We start from the raw sequence: 15,353 nt of genomic DNA on the forward strand, positions 1-15,353 counted from the left end.
ATTTACTCTTTAAAATCCTTAAAAATCAAAGATGTATTAACACCGCCAAATGCGAAATTATTATTCATTACAAATTCGGTTTGTATCTCGGTAATATCGCGTAAATAATTCAAATTTGCACACTGCGAATCTAGCGAATTTAAATTTAAATTTGGATAAAACCTGCTTTGCTTCATCATCATAATGCTCAAAAAGCTCTCCAATGCCCCGCACGCACCCAAAGTATGCCCAAGATAGCTTTTTAGCGAACTAATCGCTGTTTTTTCGCCAAAAAGTTCGTTTGTGGCGATACTTTCTGCGATGTCGCCTTGTTTGGTGGCTGTGGCGTGGGCGTTTATGTAGCCGATTTTTTCAGGCGTTAAATTTGCATCTTTTAAGGCTAAACGCATAGCTTCTTTCATCGTGGCACTTTGCGGTCTAGTGATGTGAGTGCCATCGCAACTCGATCCAAAGCCCACAATCTCAGCGTAAATTTTGGCATTTCTTTTTTTTGCACTTTCTAAACTCTCTAAAACCAGCATTGATCCGCCTTCGCCCAAAACTAGCCCGTCTCTATCCGCATCAAACGGTGCCGGGGCTAAATTTGGCGTATCATTTTTACAGCTTGTCGCAAACAATCTATCAAAAACAAAGGCTTCGCTAGGACAAAGCTCTTCTGCACCGCCTGCTAACATCATATCAATTTGCCCGTATTTTATGGCTTCATAAGAGTATCCTATGGCATGACTTGCGCTCGTGCAAGCCGAACTTGTCGGAATCATGCGACCTTTTAGCCCATAAAAAATAGAAATATTTGCTGCTGTGGTGTGTGGCATCATTCTTATGTATGTGTTTGCATTAAAATTGCTCTCCATGCCAAGCAGCAAAGTAACCGCCTGAGACATGGCTTCTGTGCTTCCTGTGCTTGACCCAGCTGCCACGCCCATTCGCCCGTCTTTTATACTCTCATCATCTAAAAGCCCGGCATCTTTTAGAGCAAGACCGGCTGCTTCGACAGCGTATTGAGATACGATTCCAAGAGAGCGAAGTTGTTTTCTATCCCACTGAGAAGGCGGTGCGTAGTTTATTATCGGAGCGGCTAAGCGAGTATTTAATTCACTCCCAAACCTATCCCACTCGCTCATAAATTTAACGGCATTTTGCTTAGCTTCAAATTTAGCTCTTATCTCGCTCCACTCACGCCCAAATGCACAAACATTTCCAAAACCAGTAACTACAACCCTATTTAACATAATCCGCCATTTACTCCTATTACTTGTCTTGTGATATAGCTAGCTTTTTCGCTTAACAAAAACTCAGCCAAAGCAGCCACTTCGTCTGCTTCCCCAATGCGACGAGCCGGAATTTGCTTGATTATCTCATCTTTTAATTCGCCCAAATCTGTCATAGCCGTATCGATTAGTCCCGGTGCTATGCAATTAACGGTTATTTTCCTACTTGCAAGTTCGATTGCCAAAGATTTTGCCGCTGCGATAAGACCTGCTTTACTAGCGGCGTAATTGCTCTGTCCGCGATTTCCCATGATTGCGCTAACTGAGCTCATTACGATTATTCTAGCCGGACTTTTAGCCCTTATCATCGGCATTAGCACGGGATTTAGCACATTGTAAAAACTATTTAAATTTGTATCAATTACGCTTTTCCACTCGATCTCTTCAAGTCCAGCAAATGTGTTATCTCGCGTGATTCCTGCGTTTAAAATCACGCCGTAATACACGCCATTTTGCAAATCTTTTGTAAGAATTTCTTTTGCCCCCTCAGTATCTGCGACATCAAAAATTAAAATTTCAGGCTTTTTAGCTCCAAATTTGCAAATTTCATCCGCTACGGCTTGTAAATTTACTAAATTTCGCCCGTGTAAAACCACTTCATAACCGGCTTTTGCTAGTCTTAAAGCACACGCCTTGCCGATCCCCGCACTAGAACCCGTAATCAAAACCCGCTTATTCATTTATCGCCTTATCTAAAAATTCTTTACTCGGATTTAACACACTCAAACTCGCCTTTGCAACGCACTCATTGCCAAGCAAAATTTCACAATCAAACACAAACATTCCAGCCCCGTCACTTAGGCTCTCGGTTGCTTTTATGATTAGCTCATCGCCTACATTTACAAAAGGGCGGAAAATATCCATTTTGCGACAACTTAGCAAAAATCCAAGCTCGATTTTATCGTTGCTTCCTGCATAAGCTGCGATTGATTGTGCCATTATTTCGATATATGTGTAGCTTTCAAGTCGTCCGTCTTCTACAAATGGCGAACCAGGCGGAATTTTCACAGCGCATACTATCTCGCCTTGCTTGATTTCTTTGATTTCGTCCAAAAAAACCATGTATCCGCTTTGGGGCAAAATTGATTTTATATTCATATTTTTCCTATCACGCTAACTGCGTTGTCTCCGCCAAAAGCAAAGCTTAAATTCATCGCAGTTTTTATGTTTGTCTGTATTTTTTCATCTATTATATTTATTTTTGGCAAAATTTGCTCTTTATCGTAAATTTGAGGTGGCAAAATGCCGTTTTTTATGACTTGAAAGCAAATTCCAAGCTCAATGGCTCCTGCTGCTCCTAGCGTATGCCCAAAAATCGGCTTACTCGAACTACACGGCGTGTTTTTTAGCGTCGAACTTATCGCCACGCTTTCCATAATGTCGTTTGCATTTGTGCCTGTGCCGTGTAAATTTACATAATCCACTTTGTCTAAACCCGCTTTTTGCAAGGCTAAATTTATCGCCTCAATTTGCATAGTGGCACTTGGATTTGGCTGAGTTATATGAAAAGCGTCTGAGTTTGCATGGTATGAGAGCAAAGCAATGTCTGAAATCTCATCACGGCTTAGCAAAAAAACTCCCGCTCCTTCGCCCAAATTCGTGCCTTTTCGGTTAAGAGAGAACGGATTTAATCTCTCATCGCTTAGCACACCAAGACTCTCAAATCCCAAAACAGTCAAAGTATCGATCCCGTCGCTCCCACCGCAAATCACAGCGTCGCAAATCCCGCTTTTTATAAGCCTTGCAGCTTCGATTACGGCTTTATTTCCGCTAGTGCAAGCTGATGAAATCCCCACTGCAACGCTTTTTAAGCCAAAAAAATCTCTCACGAAATTCGCAGGATTTCCCTGAGAGTTTTGCTCTGCGTTGTATCCTTTAAATTCGCCCATTTTTGCGTGATTTTCAAAGGCTTTAAAATTGCTTTGCACTCCTGTTACGGTCGTGCCAATGACCACGCCGACGCGGTGCAAGCCAAATTTAGCAATCGCATTTTTAATCTCATTTTCAATTTGCATAAAAGCAAGAAATAAAATTTGATTTGTGCGATTTGCGAAATCTCTTTTAAATTTAGGGCAAATTTGATCTAAATTTTGCGAAATTTTGCCCAAAACAAAGCTTTTGTTATTATAAAAATTTTCTATTTTTTTTAGGGCTGAGTTTTTGTCGCAAACTGCCTTAAATACGGCGTTTGTATCATTTCCGGCAGAGCTTATGAGACCAGGGCTACTTAGATAAATTTGCATTTTTGACCTTATAAATTTGACCTTGCAAATTTATCTCAAATTCGCTTTTTTCGATATTTTCAAGCAAATTTAAAAATAAATTTTCAGCCCCTTTATTTGGCGGTAAAAATCCGTCGTTTTCAAACTCTGCGCAAATTTTTTCACCGCAATTATTTAAATGCAAAAATTTCCTTGCAATCGGAGCTTTTAGCATATCAAGCCAGATAAAATGATAAAATCCATCGCCGCTTCTAGCAAAAATTTGGCTTTTTACTCCGCCGTTTTCTACCAAAAAATGCTTTTGGCTAAATTTGGGCGTATCGCTAAGCGTAAATTTAGCAGCACACCCAAAAAACAAAAAAACCAAAAAAACGGCAATCAAAAATCTCATTTGCAAAGCTCAGCTAAGGTATCTAAATGCCTTTTTGCATCTTTTACAAATGGATTGCTTTTATCCCACGCATAACCCGCTAAAACCGAGCTTATGTAGCGTTTGATTTTGTGATCTTTTTTCGGATAATAAATCACATCTTGGAATTTGCCATCATACCAGCCATCGACATAAACTCTAAATGTATCAACGCCGCTCATTAGCTCTTTTGCGTAATCATTTTCCCAATCAGCCTTGCCGTTTTTGATCTCGTCTATCACGCATTTTGCGGCGATTTTAGCTGAATACAATGCAATCGTAACGCCTGAGCTAAATACAGGATCTAAAAACTCAGTCGCATTGCCTAAAAGTGCGTATTTATCGCCATACAGACGGCTCACATTTTTTGAATATCCGTTGAGATTTCGCACAGGCGTATCCCAGAGAGCATTGTTTAAAAGCCTTTTTAGCATAGGACATTCATAAACGCATTTTTTAAGAATTTCGGCGTTATTTTCAGGATTTATTTCTAAATTTGATGGATTTATGATATGTTTTTCGCCGACCACGCCGATAGAACAACGCCCATTTGAAAACGGAATCAACCAAATCCAAACATCTCTATGAACCGGGTGAGTGGTGATTAAAATCTTATTTCTATCATAAAGCGGCTCTGTTATATTATCCTCTATATGCGTGAAATACGCACTTCTAGGCGGTAAGTGAGACGGCGTTTCTAAATTTAATAAGCTCGGCAAAATCCGTCCGTATCCGCTCGCATCAAGGACAAATTTGGCTTCTAAATTTTCGCTAATGCCGTTATTTTCCACGCTTAAAACTGCATTTTGTCCGCTAAAATCGACTGCTTTTACTTCGCATTTGTAGGTTACTTCTACGCCAATTTTTTCGACTTCATCTATCAAAAGTTTGTCGAAATCAGCCCTTGGGACTTGAAAAGTCGTCCCGCTTCCAACGCTTGATTTATCGCAAAAATCGATATATGTGTATTTCTCGCCCCACGAAAAAGCAGCGCCGTTTTTGTATTGAAATCCGTAGTTATAAACAGCGTCTAATAGACCTGCTTCTTCAAGGATATTGTTGCAGTTTGAGAGCAAACTCTCGCCAATGACGAATTTTGGCATAGTTTCTTTTTCCAAAACTCGCACTTTAAGACCGGCTTTATGCAAAAATGCCGCCGCCACGCTACCACTTGGTCCAGCACCGATTACCAAAACATCATACATTTTTTACTCCTTAAAACAAACAGAAATCAGAAATTTATTATAAAGCAAATAAGTTTTAAAACTTATAAATTTACCTTTGTGATTTTTGGCTTTGATTTCGTTTTGATTTGTGCTTAGCCCGACCCTTGCAAGGTCGCTAAATGCGAGATTTTCTAGCTTAATGATAGCTTCTTTGATAGTGTAAATTTGATAAAAAAGGATTATTTTTTCGCTTTTATCGCAAATTTGCATTAAATTTTTTTCAAATTCGTTAAAACAAAAATCAATCACGCTGTCAAAATCTCGCTCCGCTAAAATCTCCAAATCAAGCCCAAATTTTTTATTTGAAAAGCCGACAGCTGCGATGTGATTTGATAAATTTGCTTTGTTTGTCGCTAAATTTGGAGAATTTTGCAAATTTAAAGCAGTATTTAAATCGCTCAAATTTAGTAAATTTTCATCAAATTTTTTATGCGAAATGCAAAACTTGCCCCGTTTTTTAATGCGTGATTTAACAGAACGAGAAAGCAAAAAATCAGCAGAATTTTTACGGGATTTGTATAATTTTTTGTCTTTTTTATCTAGCTTTGATTTATCAAATTTAAAGATTTTATCGCTAATGTGTATTTCAAATCGTTGCATAATTTTATCTGAATAAAAAGTGGTGGTTAGAGGCGTCTTTTATAAAGCTCTAAAACACTTATATATAATCCTTTCAACTAAAAATAATAATAAATTATGGTGCTTTTTATGTAGCTATTACTCTTTAAGTTTAAAATGTAAAATTTTCTACTTTTGAAAAGTTTAGTTTTCAAAACTAAAATACATAAAGCCCCTAAATTAGGCTTTTTGCAAAAGTGAAATTCACTTTTTTAAGTTTCGTTTGCTTAAAGTGGTAAATTTGATTTAAGAATTCTCAAAATTCACTCAAATTTTAACGCTAAACTTAATTAAGCTTTGTGGTAAAAAATCGCATTTACTCAAATCAAAATCTTTTACCATAGGTCGCATTATAGCATAAGTAGCTAAATGGATAATAAAAAGGCTCATTGCGTTTTGTTTTGGTGTGATTTATGCGTTCGCTTTATCGTTCGCCTTGTGATGTTCGCTTTTGCTTTGTGGCTTTGGTATTTATGGCTTTTGTGCGTTCGTTTTTGTTCGGTTTTTACTTCTCAAATGGTTTTATTTTTTCTGTTTTTACTCTGTAAAGGATTATGTTTTTATCAGTATTACGATTAGTATAAAATATTACTAAAATGTGGAAATAAAAAATATTTCTTATATAACAAACTTTTTTTTATTTTGTTAGATTTTTACTTATTTTTATACCTTACTTTTTTTGTAAATCATAATAAAATCGGACTTTGAATTCAAAATTTGCTAAAAAATTCTTATGGATATATTTAAGTTTATTTTTATTTTTTGTAGGGGTATGGGCGGGTCTTTGCGTTTAGCTCTTATCTTTGCTTGGTTATTCGCATTGTGATTTTGTGCGTTTGCATTTCTTATTTTTAGCTAATGCTTTGCTTTTTTGTTCTTGCTTTATGTTTTGTTTGCCTTGCCTTGCTTTGTGGTGCGTTTGTTTTTGTTCTTGTTTGTGTTTTGCTCTTGCTCTTTTGCTTTATGCTTTTTGAAGTGGGTCAAATTTTAAGCTCTAAACGGAATTATTTTAAATTCACACTCTAAATTTTAATAAAATAATAAAGCTGTGGTTTTAGATATTTTGGTAATGGTTAGCATAAAGGAATTTCCTTTTCTCTATTAGAGAGAGATTTTAGCCTATGCTTCAAACATAAGCCTTATGGTGCTTTGTTCGCATTTTTTTAGGTTGCAAAAATAGCGAATTAGGTCGGAAGTGAGTTTCAACCATTATCACTAATAAAAAAGCATAGTTCAAAACGAATTAAAGGGCTTTTGAGTGAGTTTTTAGCCGTTTTATCATAAATCTTTACTCTTTGTAAATTTGCGTTAATCGGCTCTGAATTTGGTCTTGCGTTTTTCTGTATGTAAAGCGTGGTCGTATCTTTGTATTTTTTAAATTCACACTCTAAATTTGCTAAGTATTCAGCCTTTTTTATTGCGTAACTTTTGCAAATTTCAGCCTTTTCAAAATAATCAAGGGCGAAATCAAAACTTTTAAGTGCGATATTATTTCGGCTCTTGCCTGTGTCGCAAAACGAAAGCAAATATTTTAAAATTTGCCGTGTTTTTTTGCCGTGCTTAATCGGTTCGGCTGCTTCGCTTTGATATTGTTGTAAGCCGTGAATTTCTAAAAAAATAAAATTGTCTAGTTTTTTCTTATGCTTACGGCTTAAATTTAGCGTGTCGGTTGAGTGGTAAGCATAAATCTTAATCTTATCGGTTACTTTGCAAATAAAAGCCGTTTTTGGCGTTTGTGTGCTAAATATATCAGCTAGTGTGTAATGTCTTGTATTAAATGAAGTTTCATTAAATTTTAAATCAAAATGTTTGATAAATTTATCAAAAAATGCTTTTGTGATAACAAATCGCAAACTATCAATTCCGTTAAAATTAGGCTCTGTAAATTGATTTATATTTTCCTTGATAAAATATTCGTTTTTTTCGCCTATCGCTTTAAAAACGCTTTGAATAGGCTCTGAATTGTGATATAATTTCATTGTCTTAAAATCGTTCAAGGGCGATAATCAAATCGCCCTTTTTAATTTTAATTTTTACTCAAACAAATCATCATAAAGATTTACCACGCAATTAGCATTTTGTAAATAATTCAAAATGCCTTTTGCGTGTTTAATCGCTCTTTTATTTTTGCGATTAATAAAATATCTCTTATGATAGCCTTTTGATAATTCATTTTTTACACGAATATCGGCTATTTCTAAATGATAATTTCGCCTTAAATCGCCTATAATATCCTTTACGGAATTTGTGTGAAATTTAGCGTTTTCGTGGTTTGTGATTTTTTCGCCACTAACCAAAGCCTTTAAAATTAAAATCGTGGAATACTTGCTTCCACGAATAGCCAAAGGGGCTTTTTTTGATTTACTCATTTTCTCCCCCTTGTGTTGCTTCGGCTTGTGAAGTTAAGCCTAATTTTGCATTAACTTCATCAATATTCCAAAGCAAAATACTTTTTGATATTCGCTTCGGTTGCGGAAGTTTATTTTCTCTTTTATAGTATCGCCAAAGCGTAGCTTGACTGATACCGCCTAGATATTCTCTTAACTGCTTGGCGTTTAGCCATTTATTTAAATTTTGATTATTCATAATGAAAAATCCTTGAAAAATAAATTTAATTTTTCGGTTTTCATTGCAATGATTGAAAAATTATGAGCGTATTTTAATAAAGGTGATGATACGAAATATAGTATTATTTCGTAAATTTAGCAATTTTTTTTGATTTTTTATAGTTTTTTTTGGAAAATTTGAATATTCTTAAAATTTTAGCTCTTACTCTTTGCCTAAATTTTCTAAATAGTCGCTATACCACTGCATTAACTCGGTTTTTTCGCTTAATCGTTCGCTTCTGTTATAAACTGCTCGAACATTTTTTCGCTCTTTGTGGTCGATACAAAGCTCAATCACTTCATAGTTTAAGCCGTGTTCTTTGGTGTGTTCGTTACAAATGGTCGAAAATGTGCTTCTAAGTCCGTGAAAGTGCATTTCGTAACCAAAGCCCAAACTTTTAACTGCTAAATTCAAAGCGTTCTCGCTTAAAGGTTTATCGCTATTTTTTGGAGTGATAAAAACAAAAGGCGAATTTATCCCAAATTTGCTATTATATTTTTTCACTTCGTCTAAAATATCCATAACTTGCGAACTCAAAGGCAAAATAAATTCTTGCTTTAATTTCATTTCATTAGCCGGTATGGTTAAAAGTTTTTTGTTAAAGTCTATATACTCCCATTGCAAAAGACGGACATTTGCATTTCTCAAAGCTGTGTGAAGTCCAAATAATAAAGCTTGTTTTGTATGAAAAAATATAAAATTTGCGTTTTTGACTGCTCTTAAAAAATCTTTTATGCGTGTTTCGTCTGTTATCGCCTTGCGTGGTGTTGGCTCTGGTAGGGCTTTGAAAGTTTTGTTAAATTTAACTCCATAAAGTGGTGAAATTTGGATATAGCCTTTGCTAACTGCTAAATCCATAACTCCGTTTAAAATCGAAAAGCATTTGTAAGAAGTGTTTAGCCCCTTGCCGTCAATTTCTGCTTTGGCTTGGATTTTTTCTATCACTTGAACCAAATCAAGGCGTGTGAGTTCGTTTATTTTGTGGTCTTTGATATAAGGATAAATATGCGTATTTAATCTACTTATATCCTTTGCTAGTGTGCTTTCTGCCTTTTGACTTATGTTTAGCCATTGCTCGGCTACTTCGCTAAATGTAAGGGCTTTTTCCTTTTCGCTTTTTATCGTTTCGCCCCTATCCCTTGCGATTTGATACTCTCTTGCTTTTAGCCTTGCTTCGTTTAGGCTAATGCTTGGATACTTACCTATTGTGATTTTTTTGACGGCTTTGCCTATGCGATAAACATATAAAAATGTCTTGCTTTGTTCTTTTACGCCCTGTCTAACTCTACAAAATAAATTTGGCGTTTTGGTATCGTTTAAATCTATCACTTCTTTATTTTGTGGTAGCCTGTAATTTTTTAGTTGGCTGTCTGTTGTAAAGGAATTCATCTAAGCCCCCTTATAATCATTACTTGCAAAAACTGCACCATAAAAATTTTATGGTGCTTTTATGGTGCTGTTTGTGTTGCTTTTTTTGTGAAAATCGTTGATTTTCCTTGAAAATGATTTTAATCAAAATATGCTTTAAAGTCTCTTAAAATGGTGCTTTGTGAAGTTTTGTGAAAGTCGTTAAAAAGGGGAAATGGTGGTTAGAGGCAGAATCGAACTGCCGACACGCAGATTTTCAGTCTGCTGCTCTACCGACTGAGCTATCCAACCACGAAAAAGAAAAATTATTATATTCAAAGAGTGCTTAAAAAAGATTTAAATTTGATAAATTTAAATCTTTTTTGTAAAATTCCGCCCAGCCGAATTTAAAAAACCAAGCGGAATTTATACGCCAAGTTAGCCTTTATTTGCCAGAAAATGTCAAATCCACGCTAAGTCTGGCAGATACATTGTCCCCGGCTAATACAAATCTATCAAGATTATTTTTGGCGATGTCTTCTTCTTCGATTTGTTCGCTTATGTAAGAGTGCAAGAAAATCTCAGTAGCGTAATCGCCCTCTTTTCTAGCTAGTTCGAGCAGTTTTGAGATACGAGCAGTAACCTTTTGCTCGTGCTCTAAGATGAGTTTTGCTACTTCAAGCGGAGTTTTGACATCGACTGGGCTAAATTTAATATCTCCAAGCTCAGGTGTAATGTCGCGTTTTTGCAAAAATGCAATAAAATCTTCTGCGTGAGAAAATTCTTCTTTGTAATGCTGAAATAGCCACGCCGCATAACCTTTGTAGTTTTCACGCTCCATAACCAAAGAAGCTTGTAAATAAATGTAACCTGAATACATCTCAAAAACCACATGCTCGCTCATAGCTTTTGCTATATTTTTTTTCATTTTTTCTCCTTTAAAACGAAATTATTTTGAAAATTTACAACAAAAAAACTTAAATTTGTCTTATCAATATTTAATATATTTTGATAATATAAAATAATAACTATAATCAAATTTTACAACAAAAGAGCTTACTATAAATTTAACTAATAAATTTCCACTCATAACAGTAATGAAATTAATTATCTACTTTTAAAATGGTCGTTTTTTCCAAATATCTAGCAAAACACGACGCAACCATAGTTTCGTTTGGAGACTAGAAAATAAAGCAAATATTTTTTTCACTTTATTTTATATTGTAAAACCAAATGCTTCTTTACGCTCGTTTTGTAGCACAATAAATTTAACAAGAAATTTTACACGCTCTAACTTTTACTTATCCAAAACTTTCACACTATCATAATAAAAATTCTAATGCAATCTTGGAAATTTAACTTCAAGTTTGCCAAGATTTGTAAATTTATTAATAAAAATTAATCTTTTTTTGCTTTTTTAGCGCTTTCTTTTACTTCGTCTTTTGCTTTATTTGCAGTTTTTTCTGATTTTTCCTTTACTTTTTTAACTTTTTCTTTTGTTTCGCTTTTAGCCTTTTTAGTGCTATCTTTTGCTTCTTTTGTCATTTCTTTTACTTCATCTTTTGCCTTTTTAGCATTTTTTTCTGCTTTTTTGGCTTTTGCTTTTGCCTTTCTTTCGGCTTTTGCTTTTTCTTTTTGGGCAACTGATTTTAAATTTGTCGTATCGGTTTCGCCGCTAACGCTCAAATCATCTTTTAGCATTTCAAATCTTTTATTTCCGATACCTTTTATATTTTTTATATCTTCAATTCTTTCAAATTTATTTGATTTTCTATATTCTATGATGGCTTCTGCTTTTCCTGCACCAATACCCGGTAGCATCATAAGTTCTTTTTTTGTAGCTGTGTTAAGATTAATCTCTGCAAATGCAAAACTCGCTACCGCCGTAACTAGAACTAGAATTTTTGATAATTTCATAGGAACTCCTTCAAATAAAAAAATTGAATTTTAATCCTAACTTATAGAAGCTTAAATTTAAATTAAAATGAAAGTAATTAGAAATACTTTTAATAAATTTATAAAGATAATTTTATTTGCAAATTTATATTGCAAAAACGCAAATTAAATTTAATTCATAAATTTAAATACAATTTATAAAATATAAAAAATCTTACAATTTTTCATCATTAAATTTATATCTAAATTAGATAAATTTAACAACCCAATCCCACAAATTCAACACCAAAAACTACAAATTAAATTTTAAAGATTTAACTAAGATTTATTTAAAAGATTAATTGATTTAAAAAAGAAAGCATAAAGAAATAACAACAAAGTCCGCAACGACCTACTTTCCCCGTCCCAGTAAGGGATAGTATCATCAGCCATGATGAGCTTAGCTTCTTGGTTCGGTATGGAGCAAGGCGTTTCCTCATCTGTATAGTCACGGACAGTGTTAAAAAAGGAAACTTTGTAAGTTTGCTTTTTTAACACTGCAAAAGTCATCAAGCTTAATAAAAATAATTTTGCTTGTAAGGATTATTCAAATTTAAAGTTGCGAGTATTTTGAAATGATTTTTTGCGTTTATAAGCGTTTGCGAATGAGACGCACTTGTTTGTGCGTCGCAGTGAAGCAAATGCGAAATATCGCAAAAAAGCGTTCAAAAGACGAAGCAAGTTTTATCCTTAACAAGGAAGTAATGCTTAAAAAGATAAGCAAACGAGCTATTAGTACCGGTCAGCTAAATGACTTTCATCACTTACACATCCGGCCTATCAAACAGATAGTCTTTCTGAGCTCTTAAAAGAAGATTCATCTTGGAGTTGGCTTCGAGCTTAGATGCTTTCAGCTCTTATCGCATCCGAACTTAGCTACTCGGCGATGCTCTTGGCAGAACAACCGATACACCAGTGGTTCGTTCGACTCGGTCCTCTCGTACTAGAGTCAACTCTCCTCAATCTTCTTACGCCCACGGCAGATAGGGACCGAACTGTCTCACGACGTTCTGAACCCAGCTCGCGTACCGCTTTAAATGGCGAACAGCCATACCCTTGGGACCTGCTCCAGCCCCAGGATGCGATGAGCCGACATCGAGGTGCCAAACCTCCCCGTCGATGTGAGCTCTTGGGGGAGATCAGCCTGTTATCCCCGGGGTACCTTTTATCCTTTGAGCGATGGCCCTTCCACACAGAACCACCGGATCACTAAGACCGACTTTCGTCTCTGCTTGACTTGTGTGTCTCGCAGTTAAGCTGGCTTATGCCTTTATACTCTACAAGCGATTTCCAACCGCTTTGAGCCAACCTTTGTAAGCCTCCGTTACATTTTGGGAGGCGACCGCCCCAGTCAAACTACCCACCAGACATTGTCCTACCTGAGGATATACTCAGGCTAGTTAGCTACCCAAATAAAGAAGAGTGGTATCTCAACAATGGCTCACCATAAACCGGGGTCTATGGATCAAAGCCTCCCACCTATCCTGCGCATCTTTATCCAAGTAGCAGTGTCAAGCTATAGTAAAGGTCCACGGGGTCTTTCCGTCTTGCCGCGGGTAGGAGGAATTTTCACCTCCACTACAATTTCACTGGATCCCTCTTTGAGACAGCTCCCATCTCGTTACGCCATTCATGCAGGTCGGTATTTAACCGACAAGGAATTTCGCTACCTTAGGACCGTTATAGTTACGGCCGCCGTTTACTCGGGCTTCGATCAGATGCTTCGCGTGAGCTGACATCATCAATTAACCTTCGAGCACCGGGCAGGCGTCACACCCTATACATCCAATTGCTTGTTAGCAGAGTGCTGTGTTTATGGTAAACAGTCGGGAGGGACTCTTTGTTGTAACCTTCTTTGCTTAGGGAGTAAATCTTTCACAAAGTTAGGCACACCTTATACCGAAGATACGGTGCTATTTTGCAGAGTTCCTTAAAGAGAGTTCTTCCACGCGCCTTAGAATACTCATCCCACCCACCTGTGTCGGTTTACGGTACGGGCAATATTAGCTAAACTTAGAAACTTTTCTTGGCTCGATAGTATCAAGGATTCTCCATCTACTCCGAAGAGCGTCAAGAGCCTTTAATGTCTCGGATAAAGAGTTACGGATTTGCCTATAACTCAACCTACACACTTAGACCAGCACTTCCATCAGCTGGCTCCCCTAACTTTAAGCGTCCTTCCATCGCACACTAATATTGGTATCGGAATATTAACCGATTTTCCATCGCATACCCCTTTCGGACTTTGCTTAGGACCCGACTAACCCTACGATGACGAGCATCGCGTAGGAAACCTTGGGTTTACGGCGAATATGATTCTCACATATTTTATCGCTACTCATGCCTGCATGCTCACTTCTATCCGCTCCACCACTCCTTGCCGGTATGGCTTCGACGCTGAATAGAACGCTCTCCTACCACTTACACAAAAGTGTAAATTTAAAGCTTCGGTACTTATTTTAGCCCCGTTATATTTTCCGCGCAGAATCACTAGACCAGTGAGCTATTACGCTATCTTTAAAGGATGGCTGCTTCTAAGCCAACCTCCTGGTTGTTTCAGTAACTCCACATCGTTTTCCACTTAAATAAGATTTAGGGACCTTAGCTGTTAATCTGGGTTGTTCCCCTCTTGACGACGGATTTTATCACTCGCCGCCTGACTGCTGTGATTACATTATAAGTATTCGGAGTTTGATAGGGTTTGGTACATTGGTGTATGCCCTAGCCCATTCAGTGCTCTACCCCTTATAATTACGACACAACGCTATACCTCGATATATTTCGGAGAGAACCAGCTATCACGATGTTTGATTGGCCTTTCACCCCTATCCACAAGTCATCCGGAGCTTTTTCAACAGCCGTCGGTTCGGTCCTCCACCGGTTCTTACACCGGTTTCAACCTGCTCATGGATAGATCACATCGTTTCGGGTCTGCAGCATCTGACTTAGCGCCCTATTAAGACTCGCTTTCGCTACGGCTCCGGGTTTCCTTAACCTTGCCAGATACCACAACTCGCAGGCTCATTATGCAAAAGGCAGTCCATCACCCTGATAAATCATAGGGCTCTGAATGATTGTAAGCAAACGGTTTCAGGTTCTATTTCACTCTGATCACCTCAGTTCTTTTCACCTTTCCCTCACGGTACTTGTGCACTATCGGTCTAGTAGTAGTATTTAGGGTTGGATAGTGGTCTACCCGGCTTCAGACAGGATTTCGCGTGTCCCGCCCTACTCAGGATACTGCTAAGTAAAAAGGAGATTTCGCATACGGGATTATCACCCTCTATGATTAAACTTTCCAGTTTATTCTGCTATCTGCTTTTAGTCTTTTATGCAGTCCTACAACCCCACTAGCAAGCTAGTGGTTTGCCCTCTTACGCTTTCGCTCGCCGCTACTAGCGTAATCTCTTTTGATTTCTTTTCCTGAGGGTACTAAGATGTTTCAATTCCCCTCGTTCGCTCCCGTAGGTAGTTAATATTACTATTAACTGGGTTGCCCCATTCGGAAATTCCCGGATCAAAGCCCCTTGACGGCTCCCCGAGACTTATCGCAGCCTGGCACGTCCTTCATCGCCTCTACTAGCCAAGGCATCCACCGTTTGCTCTTAGTAGCTTACCTTTTTTTACTTCATAATAAAATGAAGTATTAGACTATGTTGATATTCTAATTTGCATTACTTCCTTGTTAAAGATAAAAGATTTAATTTATAAATTCTAA

The 15,353-nt window shown here is 36.9% G+C and carries 14 protein-coding genes, 1 tRNA gene and 2 rRNA genes; all 17 read right to left on the reverse strand.

Going from position 1 to position 15,353, the window contains the following annotated elements; all coding sequences use genetic code 11:
* Positions 1 to 2: 2 nt before the first annotated feature.
* Positions 3 to 1,232 carry a beta-ketoacyl-ACP synthase gene (locus PF026_RS06690; protein ID WP_270863723.1) on the reverse strand — a complete coding sequence of 410 codons (1,230 nt, stop codon included), beginning with the start codon at positions 1,230 to 1,232 and terminating at the stop codon, positions 3 to 5.
* Positions 1,226 to 1,951, reverse strand: coding sequence for a 3-oxoacyl-ACP reductase FabG (gene fabG / locus PF026_RS06695; protein WP_270870388.1), 726 nt, complete (start codon positions 1,949 to 1,951; stop codon positions 1,226 to 1,228). Before fabG ends, PF026_RS06690 begins: the two co-directional genes overlap by 7 nt.
* Positions 1,944 to 2,369 carry an ApeP family dehydratase gene (locus PF026_RS06700; protein ID WP_270870387.1) on the reverse strand — a complete coding sequence of 142 codons (426 nt, stop codon included), beginning with the start codon at positions 2,367 to 2,369 and terminating at the stop codon, positions 1,944 to 1,946. Before PF026_RS06700 ends, fabG begins: the two co-directional genes overlap by 8 nt.
* On the reverse strand, positions 2,366 to 3,514 hold the full coding sequence (locus PF026_RS06705; protein WP_270870386.1) for a beta-ketoacyl synthase N-terminal-like domain-containing protein: 1,149 nt from the start codon (positions 3,512 to 3,514) through the stop codon (positions 2,366 to 2,368). Before PF026_RS06705 ends, PF026_RS06700 begins: the two co-directional genes overlap by 4 nt.
* Positions 3,495 to 3,884, reverse strand: a complete 390-nt coding sequence (locus PF026_RS06710; RefSeq protein ID WP_270870385.1) for a hypothetical protein — start codon at positions 3,882 to 3,884, stop codon at positions 3,495 to 3,497. The genes PF026_RS06705 and PF026_RS06710 overlap by 20 nt, the downstream gene beginning before the upstream one ends.
* Complete coding sequence (locus tag PF026_RS06715; RefSeq protein ID WP_270870384.1) at positions 3,881 to 5,107, reverse strand: NAD(P)/FAD-dependent oxidoreductase; 1,227 nt, start codon at positions 5,105 to 5,107, stop codon at positions 3,881 to 3,883. The genes PF026_RS06710 and PF026_RS06715 overlap by 4 nt, the downstream gene beginning before the upstream one ends.
* Positions 5,108 to 5,110: 3 nt before the next feature.
* Positions 5,111 to 5,728, reverse strand: a complete 618-nt coding sequence (locus tag PF026_RS06720; RefSeq protein ID WP_270870383.1) for a 4'-phosphopantetheinyl transferase superfamily protein — start codon at positions 5,726 to 5,728, stop codon at positions 5,111 to 5,113.
* A 285-nt stretch (positions 5,729 to 6,013) separates the two neighbouring features.
* Complete coding sequence (locus PF026_RS06725) at positions 6,014 to 6,136, reverse strand: hypothetical protein (protein ID WP_270863730.1); 123 nt, start codon at positions 6,134 to 6,136, stop codon at positions 6,014 to 6,016.
* Between the two features lie 812 nt (positions 6,137 to 6,948).
* Complete coding sequence (locus PF026_RS06730; RefSeq protein WP_270863731.1) at positions 6,949 to 7,725, reverse strand: hypothetical protein; 777 nt, start codon at positions 7,723 to 7,725, stop codon at positions 6,949 to 6,951.
* 54 nt (positions 7,726 to 7,779) lie between these two features.
* Positions 7,780 to 8,115 carry a hypothetical protein gene (locus tag PF026_RS06735; RefSeq protein WP_270863732.1) on the reverse strand — a complete coding sequence of 112 codons (336 nt, stop codon included), beginning with the start codon at positions 8,113 to 8,115 and terminating at the stop codon, positions 7,780 to 7,782.
* Complete coding sequence (locus PF026_RS06740) at positions 8,108 to 8,332, reverse strand: helix-turn-helix transcriptional regulator (RefSeq protein ID WP_270863733.1); 225 nt, start codon at positions 8,330 to 8,332, stop codon at positions 8,108 to 8,110. The genes PF026_RS06735 and PF026_RS06740 overlap by 8 nt, the downstream gene beginning before the upstream one ends.
* 183 nt (positions 8,333 to 8,515) lie before the next feature.
* Positions 8,516 to 9,742 (reverse strand): tyrosine-type recombinase/integrase, encoded by a 1,227-nt coding sequence (locus tag PF026_RS06745; RefSeq protein ID WP_270863734.1) that lies wholly within the window; start codon positions 9,740 to 9,742, stop codon positions 8,516 to 8,518.
* Between the two features lie 194 nt (positions 9,743 to 9,936).
* Positions 9,937 to 10,012, reverse strand: a tRNA-Phe gene (locus PF026_RS06750).
* 133 nt (positions 10,013 to 10,145) lie between these two features.
* Entirely contained in the window at positions 10,146 to 10,628 is a 483-nt protein-coding gene (locus tag PF026_RS06755; RefSeq protein WP_270863735.1) for a ferritin, read from the reverse strand.
* Positions 10,629 to 11,098: 470 nt separating this feature from the next.
* Entirely contained in the window at positions 11,099 to 11,617 is a 519-nt protein-coding gene (locus tag PF026_RS07970) for a ComEA family DNA-binding protein (RefSeq protein WP_373567003.1), read from the reverse strand.
* Between the two features lie 357 nt (positions 11,618 to 11,974).
* Positions 11,975 to 12,091, reverse strand: a 5S ribosomal RNA gene (rrf, locus tag PF026_RS06765).
* A gap of 256 nt (positions 12,092 to 12,347) precedes the next feature.
* Positions 12,348 to 15,254: ribosomal RNA gene (locus PF026_RS06770) — 23S ribosomal RNA — on the reverse strand.
* Positions 15,255 to 15,353: the final 99 nt, after the last annotated feature.

This window comes from Campylobacter sp. CS_NA3, assembly GCF_027797495.1.
Lineage (GTDB): Bacteria > Campylobacterota > Campylobacteria > Campylobacterales > Campylobacteraceae > Campylobacter_B.

Coding starts and splice junctions, on each gene's coding strand:
- PF026_RS06690 (WP_270863723.1), bottom strand. CDS start 1,232: ATGTTAAATAGGGTTGTAGTTACTGGTTTTGGAAATGTTTGTGCATTT.
- fabG (WP_270870388.1), bottom strand. CDS start 1,951: ATGAATAAGCGGGTTTTGATTACGGGTTCTAGTGCGGGGATCGGCAAG.
- PF026_RS06700 (WP_270870387.1), bottom strand. CDS start 2,369: ATGAATATAAAATCAATTTTGCCCCAAAGCGGATACATGGTTTTTTTG.
- PF026_RS06705 (WP_270870386.1), bottom strand. CDS start 3,514: ATGCAAATTTATCTAAGTAGCCCTGGTCTCATAAGCTCTGCCGGAAAT.
- PF026_RS06710 (WP_270870385.1), bottom strand. CDS start 3,884: ATGAGATTTTTGATTGCCGTTTTTTTGGTTTTTTTGTTTTTTGGGTGT.
- PF026_RS06715 (WP_270870384.1), bottom strand. CDS start 5,107: ATGTATGATGTTTTGGTAATCGGTGCTGGACCAAGTGGTAGCGTGGCG.
- PF026_RS06720 (WP_270870383.1), bottom strand. CDS start 5,728: ATGCAACGATTTGAAATACACATTAGCGATAAAATCTTTAAATTTGAT.
- PF026_RS06725 (WP_270863730.1), bottom strand. CDS start 6,136: ATGAGCCTTTTTATTATCCATTTAGCTACTTATGCTATAATGCGACCT.
- PF026_RS06730 (WP_270863731.1), bottom strand. CDS start 7,725: ATGAAATTATATCACAATTCAGAGCCTATTCAAAGCGTTTTTAAAGCG.
- PF026_RS06735 (WP_270863732.1), bottom strand. CDS start 8,115: ATGAGTAAATCAAAAAAAGCCCCTTTGGCTATTCGTGGAAGCAAGTAT.
- PF026_RS06740 (WP_270863733.1), bottom strand. CDS start 8,332: ATGAATAATCAAAATTTAAATAAATGGCTAAACGCCAAGCAGTTAAGA.
- PF026_RS06745 (WP_270863734.1), bottom strand. CDS start 9,742: ATGAATTCCTTTACAACAGACAGCCAACTAAAAAATTACAGGCTACCA.
- PF026_RS06755 (WP_270863735.1), bottom strand. CDS start 10,628: ATGAAAAAAAATATAGCAAAAGCTATGAGCGAGCATGTGGTTTTTGAG.
- PF026_RS07970 (WP_373567003.1), bottom strand. CDS start 11,617: ATGAAATTATCAAAAATTCTAGTTCTAGTTACGGCGGTAGCGAGTTTT.